Origin of the sequence: Faecalibacterium sp. 3, from assembly GCF_048323735.1 — a bacterium.
Classification (GTDB): domain Bacteria; phylum Bacillota; class Clostridia; order Oscillospirales; family Ruminococcaceae; genus Faecalibacterium; species Faecalibacterium wellingii.
This window is the reverse complement of record NZ_JBLWFN010000001.1, coordinates 2,652,904-2,672,591: the sequence shown is the minus strand read 5'-3', so window position 1 is coordinate 2,672,591 and position 19,688 is coordinate 2,652,904. Positions and strand designations below refer to the sequence as shown.

Genomic DNA, 19,688 nt, shown 5'->3' with positions numbered 1-19,688 from the left:
GCACAAAACGGGTGTGCAATGGCTCTTTTTCGTTTGCAAGGCTTACCCCTGTTCCAGCTCCAGCAGATACTGTTTCATCTCCACGCCGTAGGCGTAGCCGGTCAGGCGGCCGCTGCGGCCCACCACCCGGTGGCAGGGCTGAAGGATGGCGATGGGGTTGCTGTGGCAGGCTCCGCCCACGGCCCGGCAGGCAGAGGGCCTGCCAATGGCAGCCGCCAGCTGGCCGTAGGTGCGGGTCTCGCCGTAGGGGATGCGGCACATTTCGGCCCAGACCGCTTTCTGGAAGGGGGTGCCCTTGGGGGCCAGCGGCAGGTCGAATTCCCTGCGCGCCCCGGCAAAGTATTCGTTCAGCTGTTCCTCGGCCTCCTGCAGAAGGGGCGTCTCGCATACCTTGCGGGGCAGGGGCTCCAGCTCCGGCACCCCGTCCGGGCAGAGGGCCAGTCCACAGATGGCATTGTCCTCCTCTTCCAGCCGGAAGGTGCCCAGAATGCTGTTCACATACCAGACGTTCAAAAGCTGCGCTTCCTTTCCTGTGAGTTTGTGTTATACTAAAGCTATCTTAACACAAATGTACATCCGGCGAAAGGGGCGTTTTTTGTTATGGTACAGGCATTGGAAGAGATCATTGCCAAAAGCAGCAGCATCGTGTTCTTTGGCGGGGCGGGCGTTTCCACCGAGAGCGGCATCCCGGACTTCCGCAGTGTGGACGGACTTTATCATCAGAAGTACGCCTACCCGCCGGAAACCATCCTGAGCCACACCTTCTGGGAGGAGAACCCGGAGGAGTTTTACCGTTTTTACCGCGATAAGCTCATCGTGAAGGGGGCAAAGCCCAACGCGGCCCATCTGCGGCTGGCAAAGCTGGAACGGGAGGGCAGGCTGAAAGCGGTCGTCACCCAGAACATCGACGGCCTGCATCAGGCGGCGGGCAGCCGCACGGTGTACGAGCTGCACGGCAGCACCCTACGCAACTACTGCACCCGATGCGGCAAATTCTACGATGTGGACTTTATTGCAGACAGCACCGGCGTGCCCCGCTGCACCGAATGCGGCGGCATCGTAAAGCCCGACGTGGTGCTGTACGAGGAAGGGCTGGACGAAGAGGTGCTGTCCGGCGCGGTGAACGCCATCCGTCATGCGGATACCCTCATCATCGGCGGCACCAGTCTGGTGGTGTACCCGGCAGCGGGGCTCATCCGGTACTTCCGGGGCGACCATCTGGTGGTCATCAACATGCAGCCCACCGGGGCCGATGCCGAAGCCGACCTGTGCATTGCAAAGCCCATTGGTCAGGTGCTGAGCGAGGACGTAACGCTGGATCTGTAAAACAAAAAGAACGGCCCTGTTTCGCGCCGATTCTCGCCCCCGGTCCGGTATGCTGAGTGCATAACGAAAAGAATGGGGGGAAATCAAATGATCCAGGTTTGTGACCCGCCGCGCATGCGGCAGGTAAGGCGGCTTTCAACAGAAGAGTTCTGTCAGCTGGTCAGAGGTGAAGTGAGCTGTGTGTACCGCCCGCGCAGCGAGGTGCTGCGGATGCTGACAGTAGGCGAGGCATGGGGCACCGGCGGTGTGCGGGGCGCTCCCGGTGCCGGATGCATCCTGCTGCCCATGGACGCCGATGTAGCCGCAGCGGCTGCCCTGCGCCGCTTTCTGGGCTGGGGCTGCACGGCGGGCGGGTACTTTCTCACCCCGGCGGCCGGGCCGGACAGCCGTGCCGCCGGGACCCTTGCACCGCTGCTGGCTGCTGCCGCCGCCCGGCAGGAACAGCTGGCCCGGGGCCGGGTGCGGTGGGCTGTGGTGGAGTGCGCTGCCGAAGAAGTGCTGCCGCTGTACCTGCGGCAGGGGTTCGCGCTGCGGGCTATCCGCCCGCTGGACAGTCTGGCCCCCTGCTTCTGGCTGCAGGCGGGCTGTCTGGGACAGAACCAGCCGCCGGTCTGGGTGCCGCTGGCAGACCGGGTGCACATTGCCATCCTGCTGGCCCGGGGCTATGCCGCGCTGGAAAGCCGCGAGAGCCCGCAGGGCACGGTGCTGGCACTGTATCCTGTGTAAAATAAAAGGGGAGGAAGTTCAAATGAAAGCAGTTATTCTGGAAGACTATGCCATACAGCAGGGAGATCTGGACTGGTCGGGCGTGGAAGTGCTGGTGCCGGACGTCACCCGCTATGGGCGCACCGCGCCGGAGGAGGTGGTGCCGCGCATCGGGGATGCAGAGATCGTGTTCCTGAACAAGTGCCGCATCGACGAAACCGTTCTGGCCCGGTGTCCGAAGCTCCGGTGGGTGGGCATCATTGCCACCGGCACCGACAACCTTGACCTGCAGGCCTGCCGCCGCCATGGCGTGGCTGTGGCCAATGTGCCGGGCTATTCTACGCACAGTGTGGCGCAGATGACCTTCAGCCTGCTGCTGGCCATCTGCCAGTGTGCCGACCGCTATGACCGTCTTGTGCAGGACGGCCGGTGGCGCACCGAAGATCCCGCCGCCTACCGACTGCTGCCGCAGGTAGAGCTGCTGGGCAAGACCTTTGGCATCTACGGCTACGGCAGCATTGGGCGGCAGACCGCCCGCATTGCCAGAGCCTTTGGCATGGATGTGCTGGTGTGTACCCGCACCGTGCGGCCGGAGTACGCCGCCGACGGGGTGGAGTTCGTGGACTTTGACACCCTGCTGGCCCGCAGCGATGTGCTCAGCCTGCACTGCCCGGCCACGCCCGCCACGCGCGGACTGGTCAATGCAGACTCCCTTGCCAGGGCAAAGCCCGGCATGATCCTGCTGAACACTGCCCGCGGTGCGCTGGTGGACGAGCAGGCCGTGGCCGATGCGCTGAAAAACGGGCAGCTGGCCTTTTACGGGGCAGACGCATTCTGCACCGAGCCGTTGCCGCAGGAAAGTCCGCTGCGGGGCCTGCCCAACGCCCTGCTGACGCCGCACATCGCATGGGCCACCAACGAAGCTCTGCAGCGGCTGATGGACATTACCACCAACAACCTGCGCACATGGCTGGATGGCGCAGGAGAGAACATTGTGAACGCATAAAAATAACGGGAACGCCGCATGGACGTTCCCGTTATTTTTTAGTTCAGGATACCGCTCTCTTTGATGGACTGCACCGCCTCGGCAATGCGCTCTGGCGGCAGGGTGAGGGCAAAGCGCACATAGCCTTCGCCCAAGGGACCGAAGCTGGAACCCGGGGTGCACAGCACGCCGCTCTTTTCCACAAGTTCCAGACAGAAGTCCATGCTCTTTGCATACTTTGCCGGGATGGGAGCCCACACGAACATGCTGCCGTGGCTGTCCGGCACATTCCAGCCGATGGAACGCAGACCGCCGCACAGGGCATCGCGGCGCTGCTGGTACAGGCCGCACTGGGCCTTTACCATGTCCAGCGGGCCGGTCAGGGCGGCGATGGCGGCTTTCTGCACCGGCAGGAACATGCCGAAATCGATCTGACCGCGCAGCTTTTTAAAGGCGGCTACCACGTCCCTGCGGCCCACAAGGAAGCTGATGCGGGCACCGGTGACGTTGAAGCTTTTGGAAAGGCTGAAGAACTCCACGCCCACATCCATGGCACCGGGCGTGTTGAAAAAGCTGTTGCCCACGGCCCCGTCAAAGATGATGTCGCTGTAGGCGTTGTCGTGGATAATGAGAATGTCGTACTTCTTTGCAAAGGCCACCAGCTCGGCGTACAGCTCCGGCGTGCCCACGCTGCCCACCGGGTTTGCGGGCAGGGAGACGATCATGTACTTTGCCTTGCGGGCCACATCCTCCGGGATATCCTTCACGTAAGGCAGGAAGCCATGCTCTTTGGTCAGCGGGTAATACCAGGGCTTTGCGCCGCCTAGCAGACTGCCCGCAATGAACACCGGGTAGCAGGGGGTGGGCAGCAGCACGGTGTTGCCCTCATCGCACAGCACCATGCCGATGTGGCCCACGCCCTCCTGACTGCCGGCGCAGCTGGCCACCTGATCCGGCGTGATCTCTACGCCGAAGCGGCGCTTGTAGTAGCCGCACACAGCATCCAGCAGCTCAGGCAGATCGCGCAGGCTGTACTTCCAGTTCTGCGGGTCGGCGGCTGCGTCCATCATGGCCTTGCGGATGTGCTCGGCAGGCGCAAAGTCCGGTGTGCCGACGCTCAGATTATAAATGGTACGGCCCTGAGCTTCCAGTTCCACCTTGCGTTCGTTCAGTGCAGCGAAGATCTCATCGCCGAACAAATCCAGTCGTTTGGAAAATTGCATATCCTGATACCCCTCTTTAACACGGATCATTTTGATAATAGGGCTATTTTAGCACGTTTTGCCTGCCTGCGCAACGAAAAGGGCAGATGGGGGAGAAAGTTTCAACTTTCGGTGATGGGAAGCGAAGGATGTTTCACGGGAAGAAGACCCTCTCAGTCACGGCTGACGCCGTGCCAGCTCTCCCGAAGGGCGAGCTTTATGAGTGCAAACCATCAGATGCAAAAGAGCTCCCCCTTTCGGGGGAGCTGGCGAGCGAAGCGAGACGGAGAGGGTTTATCAATCGATCGTCGTTTTTGTCCGCCCCACGCCGATGACGGCGGTGCTGATCTTTTTCCAGCTGTTGCAGCCGCACACACCGTCCACACGCAGGCTCGTGCGCCGCTGGAAGCCTTTCAGCGCTTCCTCCGTCCGGGCACCGAAGATGCCGTCGATGCGGCTCCCGGTCTGGTAGCCCAGAGTGGAAAGTGCGTCCTGCAGGATCATCACATAGCAGCCGCGGCTTCCCCGCCGCAGGGTGGGGTAGCCTGCCGTGGTGCCGCTGCAGGCAGGCGTGCCGTAGCGGCGGTCCATGTGCACCCATGTGGGGGTCTGGCTCAGCGGCTCCACATAGCCCCATGCCCCGGTGCCCCGGGCCGCATTGTAGATGGCCGTGCGGGCGGTCCGGGTCAGGCTTTGGCCCACGTCAAAGGATACGCCCGCGTAGTGCTGGCTGCGGGTGCCGTGGCCGCCCTCCCAGATGCGGCGGAAGGCATATCCCACCGGGATGCCCTTGCCGTACTTGCGGCGGGTCAGGTTCCACGCTTCCATGGCCGCAATGGTGGTCCACAGGGTGGGGCTGGCAGATTTTCCCCGGAACTCCCGCACCCGCAGGGTGGTGCCGGTGCTGTAGGGCATGGGGTCGTTCTCGTTCAGGTTTGCGTAGGTGTAGACCTTGTTCTCGTAGGCGTCGTAGATCAGAAGACGTGCCATCGCTCATTCCTCCTTGCTGCAGTGTGGGCAGCTCTGGGCCTGCAGTGCGGCCCATGTCCCGCGGTCCACGGTGCCGGTCACCAGCAGCCCGGCCCGCTGCTGTGCCAGCCGGACGGCGGCAGTCTCTTCCGGGCCGAAGCGGCGGTTCTCGGTCACATAGCCCTCGGTGCAGTACAGGCAGGAACGCCCGTTCAGCCATGTCTCCACCTGCGCCACGTCCGGTCCCACGCTGCCCGCGCCGATGGCCCGGCCCGGGTAGACCGGCCCCTGCCCGATGCTGCGGTCGGGGTTGGGCATTTCGGCGGCGAGCTGCAGGCTCAGCGCTTCCACCGCCGTCCATGTCTCGTCGTCCGCGATGCCAGTCTCGGGCAGAACCAGCAGCTCCTGTGCGCTGCGGGTGGCGGCGGCAGTCTCGTCGGTGTACTGGTCGGAGAGGGGCGGGGCCTCCACGCTGGAATAATAGTAGGCGATGCGCTGCAAAAGCAGGCTGTAGTACAGCACCGCACTGCCGGAAGAACCCACCGCCAGCGGTGTGCCGGGGTAGGGCAGGCGCTTCAGGGTGACCACCGGCCCGGATGCCCGCAGGGTGGACGCCTTGTCGTACAGGCTGTTCCATGTGGTACGGCCCACCACACCATCCACAGTCAGCCCCGCAAAGCGCTGGTAGGCCCGCACGGCAGCTTCGGTGGAAGCACCGAACTGTCCGTCGATGCCGATGGCCGGGATGCTGCTCTCGTAGGCGCTCATGAGGTAGAGGTAGAACTGCAGCTCCCGCACCGCTGTGCCGGAAGAGCCTTTGCGCAGCACGCCCGGGTACTCGCCGGGGCGCAGGGAAGAGGAAAGCAGCTTGTTGGCGATATCGTTGTACACCTCGTACAGCTTCAACCACGTATTGCGGCCCACCACACCGTCGCTGGTCAGGCCGAAGTAGCTCTGGAACCGCTTAACGGCGGCGGTGGTGGCCGCGCCGAATCTGCCGTCCACCGTGATGGAGTTCAGTCTGGAATACACTGTGCGCGCGATCTTGAGCCAGAACTGCACCAGCCGCACGTTCTGCCCGCTTGCACCCTCCCGCAGAGCGGTGCCCGGGTAGGCGTTGGGGGTGCCGTTGTCGGACTGGATGCTGCGGAACTGATCGTACAGCTCGGTCCATGTGCTCTGCCCCACCACGCCGTCCACGGTCAGGCCGTATTTGCGCTGGAAGGCCCGCACCGCTGCGGCGGTGCCGCTGCCGAACACGCCGTCCACCGTGACCGATGGGATAGAGGAAGTGTACTGGGCCAGTGTGTTCAGCCAGAACTGCAGCTGCTCCACGGCGCTGCCGGTGGAGCCGGTGCGCAGCACGGTGCCGCCCCATGTGCCGTCCGAGAGGGTACCGCTGGACACCTCGCCCTCGCTGGTCAGCTCGGCCAGATCTTTGACCGAAACGTAGATATAGCTGATCTTGTACCATGTCTGCCGCCCCACTACGCCGTCAGCGGTCAGGTTGAACTGCTTCTGGAACGCCCGGACCGTGGCAGCCATCCGGGCCCCGAACACGCCGTCCACAGTCAGCAGACCGAGGAAGGGATAGTCCTTGGTGATGCGGTTCAGCTGGCGCTGCAGGGTGAACACTGCCGTGCCGCTGTCGCCCTGCCGGATGGGCGAACCGGGGTAGCTCTGGGGGATAGACTGGATGTTCGAGGTGCGGATGATCTCAATGTCGTTGCCGTAGTAATACTTCAGGATCTGCAAGGCGTTACGGCCCTGATTGGCCAGCGTCACGGTGCCCCACTGCTTGAGACCCGGGCAGGTGACCGATTTACCGTCGCAGTATTCAGAGTAGTAGGGGTTTACGGTGCCGGTCTTGCGGAGATAGGTGTTGAAGATATCGTCGGTGATGCGCACCATCACGTCGAACACCGTGCGTCCGTGGACGTAATACTGGTCATAGCTGGTGGAGTTGGTGATGTTGAAGGGATAGCCCTTGCTGGGATACCACTCGGTGTAGATGCGGTTGAGCGCCAGCGAGATCTGACAGTGGATGTTGGCCCGCAGGGCCTGCTCCGGCCATGTGGGATACACTTCGCTGGACGCCACATTGGCAATATAATCCCGGAAGGAGACGGTCACGTTCCGTGCGGAGGCTGCAGGCTTGCCCAGATGCACCGTGATGTTCTTGGGGATGATGACCCGGCTCAGCACCCGGGGCACGCAGTTCTCTATGGGGTCCGGGCCGCTGCCGCCGTCGCCGGTGAACAGTGAGTGCTCCGGGATGACTATGGGCGGGTTTACCACGTCGCGATCCTCTTCGGTCTCGGGGATCATCTCCGGCTGGGCCAGTGTGACCTGCCCGGCAAAGATCTGCACACCCTGAATGCGCACGGTGCGGAAGCCTGCCTTTGCGGCAGTCAGGTTCACAACGGCATAGGGCCGGATGGTGTTGTCCTCCTGCAGGGACAGCGCACAGGAGGGGGCTTCAATGGAGAGGTCGGCAGCGGTGCCGGTCTCGTCGGTGATACGCTGAGCGGTAAAGCCGTTGCCGGACACGGTGACGAGAACGCCCTCGATGGGCGAGGACTGACGGGCACCGAAAGCCTGAATGCGTAGAATGCCGGTGTTTTTCATAGGCGGATGCTCCTTTGCTGTGAGAATGGAATGCTTCTCCCACAGCGTATTCGGCCGCGCCGCCGGACGTGCATGGCAATGCACACCGCAAATAAAAAAGCCGCCCGAAGGCGGCAGGGGAGAAAGGTTTATTTGGCGCTGTCCTTGGCAAGGGCGGCGTCGATATTTTTTTGCAGAGCGGCAAGGTTTTCTTCCTTGTCGATGCCGCCAAGCAGGGGCTGCCCCACGACGTTGCCGTCCCGGTCAAAAACGTAAGTGGTGGGGAAGGCCATGATGTTCAGTGCAAACTTGCCGGCCTCACTGCCGGAGGCAAAGTAGATGTTGCGGTAGCTTGCGCCTGTTGTCTCCAGCAGTTTTTTGGCGGCATCAATGCCCTGCTGGTTGCCGTCCAGCGTCTCGGTGTTGATGCCGATGACCTCACCGCCCTGTGCCTTGACCTTCTCGTTCAGGGCGTTCAGGTCGTCCAACTCCTCCACGCAGGGCTTGCAGCCGTTGAACCAGAAATTCACCACCGTAAAGGCGTTGCCCGCAAACAGGCTGTTGTCCACCGGGTTGCCCTCTAAATCGCTGCCCTCAAACTTGGGGAAGGCGGTGCCCTGTGCGGCGGCACTGGAAGCGGCATCCTCTGCGGGGGCAAGAGCGGCGATCTGCTCCTCGATGGCACGAATCTTTTCGGCATCTGCGGTCAGGGTCTTGTACTCCTCGTCCGAGAACTGATCTTTGGCCTTTTCCACAGCGCTGAGCAGAAAATCGCCGTAGTTGGCGCTGATCGTGGTTTCGGTCACGTTTTTGTCCATGGATGAGAACACTTTCTCCCACAGAGCATCGTTTGCAGAAAGGATCTCGTTTTCCTCGGCCAGCAACTGCTCCTCGGTTTTGCTTTCTGCTGCCGCAGAGGAAGCGGCAGAAGAGGATGCAGAAGATGCAGAGGATGCGCCCTGCCCGCAGGCGGCAAGGCTGAAAGCCAGCACAAGGCTGAGCAAAAGTGCGGCGATACGATGGATCTTCATGGCTTTACTCCTTTGTTGTTTCGGTATTTGATTGGTCCCCCAGCCCGAACTTGTACTGAATGGCGTCCGTGGGGCAGGCTTTCATGCACATCCCACAGCGGATGCATTCGGCGTGGTTGGGGGTCTTGGTAATGTCTACGTCCATCTTGCAAGCCTTTGCACAGGCTCCGCAGGAGACGCATTTGTGGGTGTCTACGCGCATCTGGAACAGCGAGACCTTGTTCAGCAGCGCATAGAACGCGCCCAGCGGGCACAGCCACTTGCAGAAGGGGCGGTAGAACACCACGCTGCCCACGATGACCGCCAGCAGGATGCAGGCCTTCCATGTGAACAGCTTGCCCAGCGCAGCGCGGATGCCCGCATTGGTCAGGGAGAGGGGAATGGCACCCTCCAGCACGCCCTGCGGGCAGAGATACTTGCAGAAGAAGGGGTCGCCCATGCCCAGCTCATTGACCGCCAGCAAAGGCAGCAGCACCACCATGACCAGCAGCACCGCATACTTTAAATAGCGCAGCGGCTTCAGCTTTTTGGTGGAAAGCTTGGGGGATGGGATCTTGTGCAAAAGCTCCTGAAACCACCCGAATGGGCAGAGGAAACCGCAGATGAACCGCCCCAGCAGCACCCCAAAGAGGATGAGGATGCCGGTAATGTAGTAGGAAAAGCGGAACTTGGAAGAGCCCACCACCGCCTGGAATGCTCCCACCGGACAGGCACCGGCCGCGCCCGGGCAGGAATAGCAGTTCAGCCCCGGCACGCAGACGTATTTTCCGCCGCCCTGATACAGCGCTCCTTTTGCAAAATTGGGTAGGTGGAGATTGGTCAGCAGGGTAGCCCCGGCTTGTATAAAGCCCCGGAAGCGGGCAAGGGGAGAAAGCTTTTTCTTATCCAATGCCCACACACTCCATACACAGCCGGATGGCTTTTGAAAATACGGTGTCTGCCTCGCCCCGCCATAAGCCGAACAGCAGCATCAGAACCCCGGCGGCAAGCAAAAGCAGCTGCGCCTGTTTTTTTGTCATGAACATCATAGCCTCCTGTTGTTTGATGCCATCAGTATACACCATGCGGGATAAAATCTCTGCTAAGAAAATCTTAACACGAATCTTAACACCGTCTGCTATAATCTGTTATAATGAAGAAAAAACGCAATTTTTATGGGAAAGGTGGAAAACAAAGATGCGCCTTTTGGTGGTAGAGGACGAGCACTCCCTGCGGGAGGATATTGCCCGAAAGCTGCGGCTGTCCGGGTACGAGGTGGATGCCTGTGCAGACGGCGAGGCTGCGCTGGAGGCACTGGCAGCAGAGCGGTACGACCTTGTACTGCTGGACCTCAACCTGCCCAAGGTGGACGGAATGCAGGTGCTGCGCACCCTGCGCCGGCACGACCTTGAGACCTGTGTGCTGATCTTGTCGGCACGCAGTGAAATCGCAGATAAAGTGGAGGGGCTGGATGCCGGGGCGAACGATTACCTTTCAAAGCCCTTTCACCTTGCAGAGCTGGAAGCCCGGGTGCGCAGCCTGACCCGGCGCAAATTTATTCAGCAAGATGTCTGTCTGTGCTGCGGACGGCTGAGCTTCAACACCCGCAGCCGCGTTGCTGCTGTGGACGGTCAGACCCTTGCTTTGACGCGGAAGGAGAGCGGCGTACTGGAATATCTGCTGCTGCATCAGGGACGCCCGGTCAGTCAGGAAGAACTCATCGAGCACGTCTGGGATGGCAGTGTAGACAGCTTCAGCAACTCCATCCGGGTGCATATCTCTGCCCTGCGCAAAAAGCTGCGGGCGGCGCTGGGCTACGACCCCATCCGCAACCGCATCGGGGAAGGCTACGAGATCGGAGGCGAGGTACAATGAAACATTTGTCCCTGCAATGGCGCATCACCCTGCTGACCGCGCTGCTCATCGCCTGCGCCTGCGTGTGCATGAACCTGCTTTTATACCGCACCGGCGTTACCGGCATGGATGCCCTCAACGGCTTTATGATGCAGTACCAGCCCGGCAGCGCAGATCCGTTGACCATCGAGATCCCGCAGGAGGAAATGTCCAGTCTGCTGGCGCATTTTTCGCAGGAAGTCTACGATGCAAAGGTGGTCTTTGGCCGCAAGGGCTGGTGCATCACCGTCGTGGTCACCATCGTCAGCGCTGCCATTGCATATTTTGTCAGCGGCAGAGCGCTGAAACCGTTACAGCAGCTTGCGCAGCAGGCGCAGCAGGTCGATCAGGACAGCATCGCCACCACCCGTCTGGACGAAAACACTGTGCAGGAATTCGGGCAGTTGAGCCGGTCGGTGAACCGGATGCTGGATGGTCTGGCGCAGTCCTTTGAGTTGCAGCGGCAGTTTGCGGGCAATGCCGCCCACGAGCTGCGCACCCCGCTGGCTATTTTGCAGACGAAGCTGGAACTGTTTGCAGAGGAGCACCCGGCCATGGACGCCGAAACTGCCGGGCTGATCCGCTCTCTGCGGGAGCAGCTGGACCGCCTGACCGCTCTTGTGCGCACTTTATTAGAGATGAGCAATCTGCAATCAGTCTCCCGCACCGACCAGATCGCCCTTGCGCCGCTGGTGGAGGAGATCCTGACCGACCTGACCCCCCTTGCCCAGAAAAACAATATCTCTTTGCAGCAGGACTGCGAGGAACTTGGCATGGTGGGCAGCGATGCGCTGATCTACCGGCTGGTGTTCAATCTGGTGGAAAACGGCATCAAGTATAACCGCCCCGGCGGTGCGGTGCGCGTCACCCTGCAACAGGAAAAGCAGACCGCTGTACTGCGCGTTGCAGATACCGGCCCGGGTATCCCCGCAGACTGCCGGGAGAGCATCTTCCAGCCCTTTTTCCGGGTGGATAAGTCCCGCAGCCGGGAGATGGGCGGCGTTGGGCTTGGCCTTGCCCTTGTGCGGGAGATCGCCGTGCTGCATGGCGGCAGTGTGACCGTGGAACGCAGCAGCGAAAACGGCACTACCTTTGCAGCCACCCTGCCGCTGGCACAGCCCTGCTGAAACTGGGCGGACTGGGACTTTATTTTTGGCACACGGGGGAGTATACTGGAAGCAGAAGACCCCGGAAAATAAGAAGGACAAAGGAGATACTGAAAATGCAGGCAACCATTCACAACGAATTTCTGACCCTGACCGTGGACACCCACGGTGCAGAGGCAGTCAGCCTGAAAAATGCAGCGGGCGAAGAAATGCTTTGGCAGGCCGACCCGGCTGTGTGGAAGCGCCACGCTCCCATTCTGTTCCCGTGGACGGGCAAGCTGCCCGGCGGTACCTTTGAGGTGGACGGCAAAACGTACAAGGGCGGTCAGCACGGCTTTGCCCGGGATATGGAGCACACCCTGCTCAAGGCCGAGGGCGATACCATCCAGTTGGAGCTGCGCTCGGATGACGCCATCAAGGCCGAGCGCTTCCCCTTTGATTTTGTGCTCACCAGCACCTTCCGGCTGGACGGGAAGACCGTGCACCACACGCTGGCCGTATCGAACCCCGGCAGCGGGGAGCTGCGTTTCGGCATCGGCTATCACCCTGCGTTCAACATTCCCTTCGACGATCAGCACACTACCACAGACTACGAGTTCCGCTTTGACCGGCCGGAGAGCCCGGTCATTCTCGACGCCCGCCCCAACGGTCTGCTGAGCGGCAGATGCTATTACCAGTGGAAGAACCAGCAGGCCATCCCGCTGACTGATGACCTGTTTGACAACGACAGCTTCTGCATGGCGGGCCTGCGCACCGGCACCATCGGCATCTGTGAGAAGGACACGGGCCGCAAGATCACATGCAATGTGGAAGGCTACCCCTATTCGCTCATCTGGTCGGCTCCCGCAAAGCCGGTGCGGTTTGTGTGCATCGAGCCGTGGCACAGCCTGCCCGCCGCTGAGACCGACCCGCAGGCGTGGAGCCAGCGTGCAGCCGCCGCCTGCCTTGCCCCGGGTGAAAGCTGGGAGACCACCCTGAGCACCACGTTTGAACGATAAAACTCCCTCAGTCTCGTTTCGCTCGCCAGCGATGACGGAAGGAGTTCTGCAAACAAGAAAAAGCTCCCGGAACATCGAAATGCTCCGGGAGCTTTTATGCTGTCTGTAAAAGGAAAGCTTAGTACGCCACGCCCCAGTAGACCATGGTCTTGGCGGGCTTGCCGCAGCAGGGGCACACATCGCTCAGGTGCTCCTGCTCAAAGGGCATGCAGCGGCTGGACAGACCGGCTTCTTCCTTCATCTTCATTTCGCAGGCAAGGTCACCGCACCACATGGTCTTGATGTAGCCGGTGTTTGCCTTGGCCAGCTCCTTCACCTCGTCCATGGTGGTGGCAGCCCAGGTGCGCTTCTCGCGATTGGCAAGAGCACGCTCGTACAGGTCCTTGCGCAGGGCCTCCAGCTGGGCGGGGATGGCAGTTTCCAGCTCGTCCAGAGAGACAAAGACCTTTTCGCGGGTGTCGCGGCGCACCAGCACGCACTGGTTCTTTTCCAGATCCTTGGGGCCGATCTCCAGACGCAGGGGCACGCCCTTCATCTCCCACTGAGAGAACTTCCAGCCCGGGGCATTGTCGCTGTCATCCAGCTTCACGCGGGCATACTTGCTGATCTTTTCAGCCAGCTCGGCAGCCTTCTCGCTGACGCCGGGCTTGTGGGCAGCAATGGGCACCACCACCACCTGAATGGGGGCCACTGCCGGGGGCAGGATCAGGCCGTCGTCGTCGCCGTGGGTCATGATGATGGCACCCACCAGACGGGTGGAAACGCCCCAGCTGGTCTGGAACGGATGATGCAGCTGGTTGTCGCGGCCGGTAAAGGTGACGTCGTAAGCCTTGCTGAACTTGTCGCCAAAGTAGTGGCTGGTGCCGCTCTGCAGGGCCTTGCCGTCCTTCATCATGGCCTCGATGGTGTAGGTGGCCTCGGCACCGGCAAACTTTTCCTTGTCGGTCTTGCGGCCCTTCACCACGGGAATAGCCAGATCCTGCTCGCAGACGTCTGCGTAGCAGTTCAGCTGCTGCTGGGTCTCAGCCTCCGCCTCGGCGGCAGTCTCGTGGATGGTGTGGCCTTCCTGCCACCAGAACTCGCGGCTGCGCAGGAAGGGACGGGTGGTCTTTTCCCAGCGCACCACGCTGCACCACTGGTTGTATTTCATGGGAAGCTCGCGGTAGCTGTGCAGCACGCGGGACCAGTGGTCGCAGAACATGGTCTCACTGGTGGGACGCACGGCCAGACGCTCTTCCAGCTTGTCGGAACCGCCCATTGTGACCCACGCCACCTCCGGCGCGAAGCCATTGACCAGTTCGCCTTCCTTCTGCAGCAGGCTTTCCGGGATCAGCACGGGCATTGCCACATTCTCATGACCGGTGGCCTTGAAGCGGGCATCCATGTCCTTCTGGATCAGCTCCCAGATGGCCTGACCATAGGGGCGCAGGATGATGAAACCCTTCACACTGGAATACTCCACCAGCTCTGCCTTGACGCAGATATCGGTGTACCACTGTGCAAAGTTTTCTTCCTGACTGGTGATCGCCTGTACGAGCTTCTTTGAATCTTTTGCCATTTGTATTTATCCTCCTAAGGCCGTGCGCCAAACGCTGTGCGTTCCGCACGAACCATAATAAAGCCCCGCCTGCAGCCGCGGCCGGGTGCCGCAGCGCGGAGAACGGGGCTTTTCGACTGAAATCAGTTCTGCGCGTGGCTGTCCACAAAGTTTACCACATCGCCCACGGTGCGCAGGGACTCGATGGCGTCATCCGGCACCTCGATGCCGAACTCATCCTCCAGCGTCATCACCATGTCCACGATGTCCAGGCTGTCGGCCTCAAAATCGCTCATGATGTCACTGTCCATCGTGATCTTTGCCGGATCGACGTCCAGCTGCTCCGCCAGCAATGCACGGATTTTTTCAAAAGTATCCATTCCTGTGGTCTCCTTTTTGCGGTTGTTTTGCTGGTCTGTACACTGGGGCCGTGGGTGCGGCGCTGTGATGGTGCGCCTGCGGATGCTGCGCGGCTCCACCGGGCTGTACAGAACGCTCTCTTTTTTTATATCCCATGCCGTGGCTGTTGTCAAGCCCTGTTTTCGCTTTCCCGTCCGGGAACACGAAAAAAGTTCCAAAACGCATATTTTCGCTTGACAGAAGCCCCCGGGTTTCTTATCATTATAGAGAAGTAAGTTCAGGTGAACGGACTGTTCACCAATAAGGAGAATGGAACATGAAGCTTTCATTTACCAAAATGCAGGGCTGCGCCAACGACTATATTTATCTGGACTGCCGCGAAAGCGGTGTGCCGGAGAATATCGCAGCCCTTTCCGAAAAATTGTCCCGGCGGCATTTTTCCATCGGAGCCGACGGCATCATCTGTATCTGCGCTGCGCAGACGGCGGGTGCCGACGGCATGATGCGCATCTTCAACGCCGACGGCAGCGAGGGCAGGATGTGCGGCAACGGCATCCGCTGCGTGGCCGAGTGGCTGTATACCCACGGCATCTCCAAAGAGACCCTTGCCATTGATACCCTCAGCGGTCTGAAGACCGTCACCCGCAAGGGCGCGGGCCTGTGGCAGGTGGAGATGGGGGCCTACAGTGCCATGCCTGCCGACCTGCCGGCGGTGAACATGGGAGACGGCGCACTTGTGGATAAGACCCTGACCGTGGACGGGAAAGACTGGCAGGTGACCTGCATCAGCGTGGGCAATCCTCACTGCGTGACCGTGGTGGAGGATGTGGACAGCCTGAAGCTGGAAGAGATCGGCCCCGCCTTTGAGCACCACGCAAACTTCCCGGAGCGCATCAACACCGAGTTTGTGCAGGTGGTGGATGCCACCCACCTGAAGATGCGGGTGTGGGAGCGCGGCAGCGGTGAAACATGGGCCTGCGGCACCGGCACCTGCGCCACCGTGGCAGCCCTGACCGAGCTGGGCATCTGCCCGGCAGGGGAGGACATCCATGTGCAGCTGCGGGGCGGTGTGCTGACCATCCGGGTGTTGCCCGGCAGACAGCTGCTGATGACCGGCGCCGCCGAGACCGTGTGCGAGGGCACGACGGAAGTGTAAGGAAAACGAGAACCCTCTCAGTCGCCTGACGGCAGCAGCTCTCCCGAAGGGCGAGCTTTTCCACATCAAGAGGAAAAGCTTTTCTTTACAACAAAAAAGCTCCCCCACTCGGGGGAGTTGGCATCGAGCGGACGCGAGATGACTGAGAGGGTCATACCAAAACAGAAGCGAGGGAAAGTACTATGAAGATGAACAAACACTATAATGAGCTGAAGGCCAGCTACCTGTTCGTGGACATTGCCCACAAGGTGGCTGCCTATCAGGAAGCACACCCGGAGAAGGAGATCATCCGTCTGGGCATCGGCGATGTGACCCAGCCGCTGGCAAAGTGCGTGGTCAAGGCCATGCATGACGCTGCCGATGAAATGGGCACGAAGGAAGGCTTCCACGGTTACGGCCCGGAGCAGGGCTACCCCTTCCTGAAGCAGGCCATTCAGGGCTACTATGCAGGCCGCGGCACCCAGCTGGCAGAGGACGAGATCTTCATCTCGGACGGTGCCAAGAGTGATCTGGCCAATGTGCTGGGCCTGTTCGATGTGGACAACACTGTGCTGGTGCCGGACCCCGTTTACCCCACCTATGTGGACGATAACGTGACCGATGGCCGTAAGATCATCTACAGCCGCACCGGTCAGGAGAACGGCTTCCTCGGTATGCCGGACGAGAACGTAAAGGCAGACATCATCTATATCTGCAGCCCCAACAACCCCACCGGTGCCGCCTACACCCGCGACCAGCTGAAGGTCTGGGTGGACTACGCCCGCAAGAACAATGCCATCATTCTGTACGATGCCGCCTACGAGTGCTTCATCTCGGACGAGAACCTCGCCCGCAGCATCTTCGAGATCGAGGGTGCCCGCGAATGCGCCATTGAGATCTGCTCTTTCTCCAAGATCGCAGGCTTCACCGGCACCCGCTGCGGCTACACCGTGGTGCCCAAGGAGCTGGAGCGCGAGGGCATGAACATCAATAAGCTGTGGCTGCGCCGCCAGACCACCAAGTTCAACGGCGTGCCCTACGTGGTGCAGCGCGCCGCCGCTGCGGTGTTCACCGAGAGCGGCATGGCCGAGATCCAGCAGAATCTGGACTACTACCGCAAGAATGCCAAGGTCATCGCGGACGCGCTGGACGAGTGCGGCGTGTGGTACTGCGGCGGCAAGAACAGCCCCTACATCTGGCTGCGCTGCCCCGGCAATATGAAGAGCTGGGAGTTCTTCGACTGGCTGCTGGAAAACTGCGGCGTGGTGGGTACCCCGGGCGTGGGCTTCGGCGAGTGCGGCGAGGGCTACTTCCGCCTGACCGCTTTCGGTGACGCCGAAAAGACCAAGATGGCCGCCGAGCGCATCAAGACCGCCATCAAGGCACTGTAAAACCTAAAAAAATGCACCTGCTGTCCGTTTTGGACGGCGGGTGTATTTTTTTGCGCATTCTCTTGACAAATCTGTATCTACTGTATATACTGTTCATATACAGATGAAACACAAGAGCCAAAGGAGCAGCCGATGGAACTGTTTATCAACAACAAAAGCGGCGCGCCCATCTATGACCAGATCTACAACCAGATCAAGCAGCAGATCATCAGCGGGGCTTTGCAGCCGGACGAGGCCATGCCCTCCATCCGGGGGCTGGCACGGGATCTGCGCATCAGCGTCATTACCACCAAGCGCGCCTACGATGAACTGGAAAAAGAGGGCTTCCTTTACGCAGTACCGGCAAAAGGCTTTTTTGTAGCCCCGAAAAACACCGAGTTGCTGCGGGAAGAGAACCTGAAAAAAATTGAAGCGCACCTTACCGAAGCCGTCCGCCTGTCCGTATCCTGCGGGCTGAGCAGGGAAGAGCTGCGGGAGATGCTGGAACTGCTGTGGGAGGGCTGAATATGAACGCACTGGAACTGCGGGGACTTACAAAGCACTATAAGGACTTTACCCTCGGACCGCTGGATCTGACCTTGCCCGGCGGCACCATCTGCGGACTGATCGGTGAAAACGGAGCGGGCAAAAGCACCACTATCCGGTTAATCTTAGATATGGTTCAGCGGGACGGCGGTACCGTGACCATTTTGGGCAGGGACAACCGCACCGACCTTGTACACACCAAGGAAGAAATCGGTGTGGTTCTGGGCAGCGAGGGCATTCCGCAGTGCCTGAACGCTGTGGAGGTGGGCAAGGTGATGGCGGGCATCTACCGCAACTGGGACGCTGGTGACTACACGGCGTTTTGCCGGAAATTTGACCTGCCGCCGGACAAAAAGTATAAGGATTACTCCGCTGGAATGCAGAGGAAGCTGTGCATTGCGGTGGCGCTTTCCCACCACGCAAAGCTGCTGCTGCTGGATGAAGCCACCAATGGGCTGGACCCGGTGGTGCGGGATGAAGTGGTGGATATCCTGCTGGATTTTGCCCGGGACGAAGAACGCTCCATCCTCATTTCCTCCCACATTGTCAGCGACCTGGAAAAGCTGTGCGATACCATCGCCTTCCTGCACAAGGGCAGGCTACTGCTCTGTGAGGAAAAGGACGCCCTGCGGGAGGAATACGCCTTGTGGCACGGCACGGCGGCGCAGCTGGCGGCACTGGATGTACGGGTGTACGGCAAGCGGGTCACCCCCTACGGGGCAGAGGCGCTTGTGCGCCGGGACGCCCTGCCTGCCGGGGCAGAGCTTACCCCGGTGAGCATTGAGGAATTGTTTGTACTGATGGTGAAAGGGGAGTGTGCAGAATGAAAGGCTTGCTGCTAAAGGATGCTTATCAGATATGGCACTATGCCAAAGGTGTCATTGTGGCCACCGTGGTCATGATGGGCGCAGGCGTGGTTACCATCATGAATGGGGCCAATTTCTTTATTGTATATGCGGGCTTTCTGATGGGCATGATGCCCATGACCCTGCTGGCCTATGATCAGGCCAGCAAATTCAGCGAGTACAGTGCCGCGCTTCCGGTCACAAAAGAGCAGCTGGTGGGCAGCAAATACATCGTTGGTCTGTGCGGGCTGGTGCTGGCGGAACTCTTCGCCGCCGCAGCCCTTGGCGTGGCAAGCCTGCACTGGACAGCTGTGGACCATGCGCTTGTGGTTTCCACGCTGGTGCAGGTAGGCATGACAACGCTGCTGAACAGTGCCGTTCTGCTGCCGTTGAATTACCGTTTTGGCTACGAAAAGGCAAAGGTCGGGTTCTATTTTATAGTTGGCGCACTCTCGGCCCTGATGGGCTTTTCCGTGGCCGCAAACGAGGACGGTCTTGTGAGAAACCTTCTTCCGCAGAGCATCTCGTCGCTGGGGCTGCTGGGTATTGCGGCGGTGGTGCTGACGCTGTATGCTCTCTCATGGCGGCTATCCGTTGCATGGTACGGAAAGGCAGAGCAGTAAAATGAAGAAAAGTCAAATCGCGGGTATCCTGTTCGGTGTTGCTATGGGCGTTTTGTTCAGCGTGACGCTGGGAACGGTCGGTTTTGTGCTGGGTGCCAGCTTTGTCAGTCTGGGTATGGTAATGTTCAAAGGGCTGGATGACCCACAGGATAAAAAGTAAGGTGTAAAAAGTGCGACGCCCCTGCAGGAAATGCTTTTTCTGCAGGGGCGTCGCTGTATTTATTTCTCGGACTCTTCGGCGGGTTTCTGTGCGGCTTCCAGCTCGTCCACCCGCTTTTGCAGGGCGGTGATCTTGTCGTCCATTTTCAGGAACGTCCAGATCAAAACCGCAAGCACTACCGCAGGCGGAACCACCATCCACAGGGACTGCTGACACCAGAGCAGCAGCGAATAGCCGCCGAACACGGTAAAGAGGAACACGGCGAACAGGCTTGCAGCCAGTACAGCAAAAAATCCCATGCAGAAAGTCTC

The 19,688-nt window shown here is 60.4% G+C and carries 22 protein-coding genes; 12 read left to right on the top strand and 10 right to left on the bottom strand.

Features of this window, described 5'->3' with window-relative positions; genetic code table 11:
- Positions 1 to 42: 42 nt before the first annotated feature.
- A complete protein-coding gene (locus ACNSPV_RS12575; protein WP_249237021.1) occupies positions 43 to 513 on the bottom strand; it encodes a methylated-DNA--[protein]-cysteine S-methyltransferase in 471 nt (156 codons plus the stop codon).
- 87 nt (positions 514 to 600) lie between these two features.
- Between ACNSPV_RS12575 and ACNSPV_RS12570 the strand changes: the two genes are divergently transcribed.
- The 3 genes from ACNSPV_RS12570 (at position 601) to ACNSPV_RS12560 (ending at position 3,037) form a co-directional block, all read left to right on the top strand.
- The gene (locus ACNSPV_RS12570; protein ID WP_339395204.1) at positions 601 to 1,326 is read left to right on the top strand and encodes an NAD-dependent protein deacylase; all 726 of its coding nucleotides are present in this window, start codon (positions 601 to 603) and stop codon (positions 1,324 to 1,326) included.
- Between the two features lie 87 nt (positions 1,327 to 1,413).
- On the top strand, positions 1,414 to 2,052 hold the full coding sequence (locus ACNSPV_RS12565) for a hypothetical protein (protein WP_348583138.1): 639 nt from the start codon (positions 1,414 to 1,416) through the stop codon (positions 2,050 to 2,052).
- Between the two features lie 22 nt (positions 2,053 to 2,074).
- A complete protein-coding gene (locus ACNSPV_RS12560) occupies positions 2,075 to 3,037 on the top strand; it encodes a D-2-hydroxyacid dehydrogenase (RefSeq protein ID WP_348583139.1) in 963 nt (320 codons plus the stop codon).
- Positions 3,038 to 3,075: 38 nt separating this feature from the next.
- Here ACNSPV_RS12560 and ACNSPV_RS12555 read toward each other — a convergent pair whose 3' ends face one another.
- The 6 genes from ACNSPV_RS12555 to ACNSPV_RS12530 all read right to left on the bottom strand — a co-directional run bounded on the left by ACNSPV_RS12555 (position 3,076) and on the right by ACNSPV_RS12530 (position 9,850).
- The gene (locus ACNSPV_RS12555) at positions 3,076 to 4,239 is read right to left on the bottom strand and encodes an aminotransferase class I/II-fold pyridoxal phosphate-dependent enzyme (RefSeq protein ID WP_348583140.1); all 1,164 of its coding nucleotides are present in this window, start codon (positions 4,237 to 4,239) and stop codon (positions 3,076 to 3,078) included.
- 276 nt (positions 4,240 to 4,515) lie between these two features.
- Positions 4,516 to 5,208, bottom strand: coding sequence for a peptidoglycan-binding domain-containing protein (locus ACNSPV_RS12550; RefSeq protein ID WP_097781966.1), 693 nt, complete (start codon positions 5,206 to 5,208; stop codon positions 4,516 to 4,518).
- A 3-nt stretch (positions 5,209 to 5,211) separates the two neighbouring features.
- Entirely contained in the window at positions 5,212 to 7,815 is a 2,604-nt protein-coding gene (locus ACNSPV_RS12545) for a peptidoglycan-binding domain-containing protein (RefSeq protein ID WP_348583141.1), read from the bottom strand.
- Positions 7,816 to 7,943: 128 nt separating this feature from the next.
- A complete protein-coding gene (locus tag ACNSPV_RS12540; RefSeq protein WP_348583143.1) occupies positions 7,944 to 8,825 on the bottom strand; it encodes a TlpA disulfide reductase family protein in 882 nt (293 codons plus the stop codon).
- 4 nt (positions 8,826 to 8,829) lie between these two features.
- A complete protein-coding gene (locus ACNSPV_RS12535) occupies positions 8,830 to 9,714 on the bottom strand; it encodes a 4Fe-4S binding protein (protein ID WP_348583144.1) in 885 nt (294 codons plus the stop codon).
- Positions 9,707 to 9,850: a CD1871A family CXXC motif-containing protein gene (locus tag ACNSPV_RS12530; protein ID WP_337678835.1), complete on the bottom strand. Its 144-nt coding sequence runs from the start codon at positions 9,848 to 9,850 to the stop codon at positions 9,707 to 9,709. Before ACNSPV_RS12530 ends, ACNSPV_RS12535 begins: the two co-directional genes overlap by 8 nt.
- A gap of 151 nt (positions 9,851 to 10,001) precedes the next feature.
- Between ACNSPV_RS12530 and ACNSPV_RS12525 the strand changes: the two genes are divergently transcribed.
- The 3 genes from ACNSPV_RS12525 (at position 10,002) to ACNSPV_RS12515 (ending at position 12,801) form a co-directional block, all read left to right on the top strand.
- Positions 10,002 to 10,679, top strand: coding sequence for a response regulator transcription factor (locus tag ACNSPV_RS12525; RefSeq protein WP_044953424.1), 678 nt, complete (start codon positions 10,002 to 10,004; stop codon positions 10,677 to 10,679).
- The gene (locus ACNSPV_RS12520; RefSeq protein ID WP_348583145.1) at positions 10,676 to 11,824 is read left to right on the top strand and encodes a HAMP domain-containing sensor histidine kinase; all 1,149 of its coding nucleotides are present in this window, start codon (positions 10,676 to 10,678) and stop codon (positions 11,822 to 11,824) included. The genes ACNSPV_RS12525 and ACNSPV_RS12520 overlap by 4 nt, the downstream gene beginning before the upstream one ends.
- 95 nt (positions 11,825 to 11,919) lie before the next feature.
- Positions 11,920 to 12,801, top strand: a complete 882-nt coding sequence (locus ACNSPV_RS12515; RefSeq protein WP_348583147.1) for an aldose 1-epimerase family protein — start codon at positions 11,920 to 11,922, stop codon at positions 12,799 to 12,801.
- Positions 12,802 to 12,919: 118 nt separating this feature from the next.
- Here the strand turns inward: ACNSPV_RS12515 and proS are convergent, their stop codons facing one another.
- Positions 12,920 to 14,359 (bottom strand): proline--tRNA ligase, encoded by a 1,440-nt coding sequence (gene proS, locus ACNSPV_RS12510; protein ID WP_348583149.1) that lies wholly within the window; start codon positions 14,357 to 14,359, stop codon positions 12,920 to 12,922.
- 122 nt (positions 14,360 to 14,481) lie between these two features.
- Positions 14,482 to 14,718, bottom strand: coding sequence for an acyl carrier protein (acpP, locus tag ACNSPV_RS12505; protein ID WP_044953468.1), 237 nt, complete (start codon positions 14,716 to 14,718; stop codon positions 14,482 to 14,484).
- 296 nt (positions 14,719 to 15,014) lie between these two features.
- Here acpP and dapF point away from each other — a divergent pair, with 296 nt between their 5' ends.
- From dapF to ACNSPV_RS12475, 6 genes are all read left to right on the top strand, one after another.
- Positions 15,015 to 15,854 (top strand): diaminopimelate epimerase, encoded by an 840-nt coding sequence (gene dapF / locus ACNSPV_RS12500; RefSeq protein WP_348583151.1) that lies wholly within the window; start codon positions 15,015 to 15,017, stop codon positions 15,852 to 15,854.
- 182 nt (positions 15,855 to 16,036) lie between these two features.
- On the top strand, positions 16,037 to 17,224 hold the full coding sequence (locus ACNSPV_RS12495) for an LL-diaminopimelate aminotransferase (protein ID WP_249237013.1): 1,188 nt from the start codon (positions 16,037 to 16,039) through the stop codon (positions 17,222 to 17,224).
- 84 nt (positions 17,225 to 17,308) lie between these two features.
- Positions 17,309 to 17,728: a GntR family transcriptional regulator gene (locus ACNSPV_RS12490; RefSeq protein ID WP_348585180.1), complete on the top strand. Its 420-nt coding sequence runs from the start codon at positions 17,309 to 17,311 to the stop codon at positions 17,726 to 17,728.
- A gap of 2 nt (positions 17,729 to 17,730) precedes the next feature.
- Positions 17,731 to 18,576 (top strand): ABC transporter ATP-binding protein, encoded by an 846-nt coding sequence (locus ACNSPV_RS12485; protein ID WP_348583153.1) that lies wholly within the window; start codon positions 17,731 to 17,733, stop codon positions 18,574 to 18,576.
- On the top strand, positions 18,573 to 19,217 hold the full coding sequence (locus ACNSPV_RS12480; protein WP_348583154.1) for an ABC-2 transporter permease: 645 nt from the start codon (positions 18,573 to 18,575) through the stop codon (positions 19,215 to 19,217). The genes ACNSPV_RS12485 and ACNSPV_RS12480 overlap by 4 nt, the downstream gene beginning before the upstream one ends.
- 1 nt (position 19,218) lies before the next feature.
- On the top strand, positions 19,219 to 19,377 hold the full coding sequence (locus tag ACNSPV_RS12475) for a hypothetical protein (protein ID WP_348583156.1): 159 nt from the start codon (positions 19,219 to 19,221) through the stop codon (positions 19,375 to 19,377).
- A gap of 59 nt (positions 19,378 to 19,436) precedes the next feature.
- Here ACNSPV_RS12475 and ACNSPV_RS12470 read toward each other — a convergent pair whose 3' ends face one another.
- The gene (locus ACNSPV_RS12470; protein ID WP_348583157.1) at positions 19,437 to 19,676 is read right to left on the bottom strand and encodes a hypothetical protein; all 240 of its coding nucleotides are present in this window, start codon (positions 19,674 to 19,676) and stop codon (positions 19,437 to 19,439) included.
- Positions 19,677 to 19,688 lie beyond the last annotated feature (12 nt).

Excerpts from the sequence above, each read along its gene's own strand:
- ACNSPV_RS12570 (WP_339395204.1), top strand. The coding sequence starts at position 601 with ATGGTACAGGCATTGGAAGAGATCATTGCCAAAAGCAGCAGCATCGTG.
- ACNSPV_RS12565 (WP_348583138.1), top strand. The coding sequence starts at position 1,414 with ATGATCCAGGTTTGTGACCCGCCGCGCATGCGGCAGGTAAGGCGGCTT.
- ACNSPV_RS12560 (WP_348583139.1), top strand. The coding sequence starts at position 2,075 with ATGAAAGCAGTTATTCTGGAAGACTATGCCATACAGCAGGGAGATCTG.
- ACNSPV_RS12555 (WP_348583140.1), bottom strand. The coding sequence starts at position 4,239 with ATGCAATTTTCCAAACGACTGGATTTGTTCGGCGATGAGATCTTCGCT.
- ACNSPV_RS12550 (WP_097781966.1), bottom strand. The coding sequence starts at position 5,208 with ATGGCACGTCTTCTGATCTACGACGCCTACGAGAACAAGGTCTACACC.
- ACNSPV_RS12545 (WP_348583141.1), bottom strand. The coding sequence starts at position 7,815 with ATGAAAAACACCGGCATTCTACGCATTCAGGCTTTCGGTGCCCGTCAG.
- ACNSPV_RS12540 (WP_348583143.1), bottom strand. The coding sequence starts at position 8,825 with ATGAAGATCCATCGTATCGCCGCACTTTTGCTCAGCCTTGTGCTGGCT.
- ACNSPV_RS12530 (WP_337678835.1), bottom strand. The coding sequence starts at position 9,850 with ATGTTCATGACAAAAAAACAGGCGCAGCTGCTTTTGCTTGCCGCCGGG.
- ACNSPV_RS12525 (WP_044953424.1), top strand. The coding sequence starts at position 10,002 with ATGCGCCTTTTGGTGGTAGAGGACGAGCACTCCCTGCGGGAGGATATT.
- ACNSPV_RS12520 (WP_348583145.1), top strand. The coding sequence starts at position 10,676 with ATGAAACATTTGTCCCTGCAATGGCGCATCACCCTGCTGACCGCGCTG.
- ACNSPV_RS12515 (WP_348583147.1), top strand. The coding sequence starts at position 11,920 with ATGCAGGCAACCATTCACAACGAATTTCTGACCCTGACCGTGGACACC.
- proS (WP_348583149.1), bottom strand. The coding sequence starts at position 14,359 with ATGGCAAAAGATTCAAAGAAGCTCGTACAGGCGATCACCAGTCAGGAA.
- acpP (WP_044953468.1), bottom strand. The coding sequence starts at position 14,718 with ATGGATACTTTTGAAAAAATCCGTGCATTGCTGGCGGAGCAGCTGGAC.
- dapF (WP_348583151.1), top strand. The coding sequence starts at position 15,015 with ATGAAGCTTTCATTTACCAAAATGCAGGGCTGCGCCAACGACTATATT.
- ACNSPV_RS12495 (WP_249237013.1), top strand. The coding sequence starts at position 16,037 with ATGAAGATGAACAAACACTATAATGAGCTGAAGGCCAGCTACCTGTTC.
- ACNSPV_RS12485 (WP_348583153.1), top strand. The coding sequence starts at position 17,731 with ATGAACGCACTGGAACTGCGGGGACTTACAAAGCACTATAAGGACTTT.
- ACNSPV_RS12480 (WP_348583154.1), top strand. The coding sequence starts at position 18,573 with ATGAAAGGCTTGCTGCTAAAGGATGCTTATCAGATATGGCACTATGCC.
- ACNSPV_RS12475 (WP_348583156.1), top strand. The coding sequence starts at position 19,219 with ATGAAGAAAAGTCAAATCGCGGGTATCCTGTTCGGTGTTGCTATGGGC.
- ACNSPV_RS12470 (WP_348583157.1), bottom strand. The coding sequence starts at position 19,676 with ATGGGATTTTTTGCTGTACTGGCTGCAAGCCTGTTCGCCGTGTTCCTC.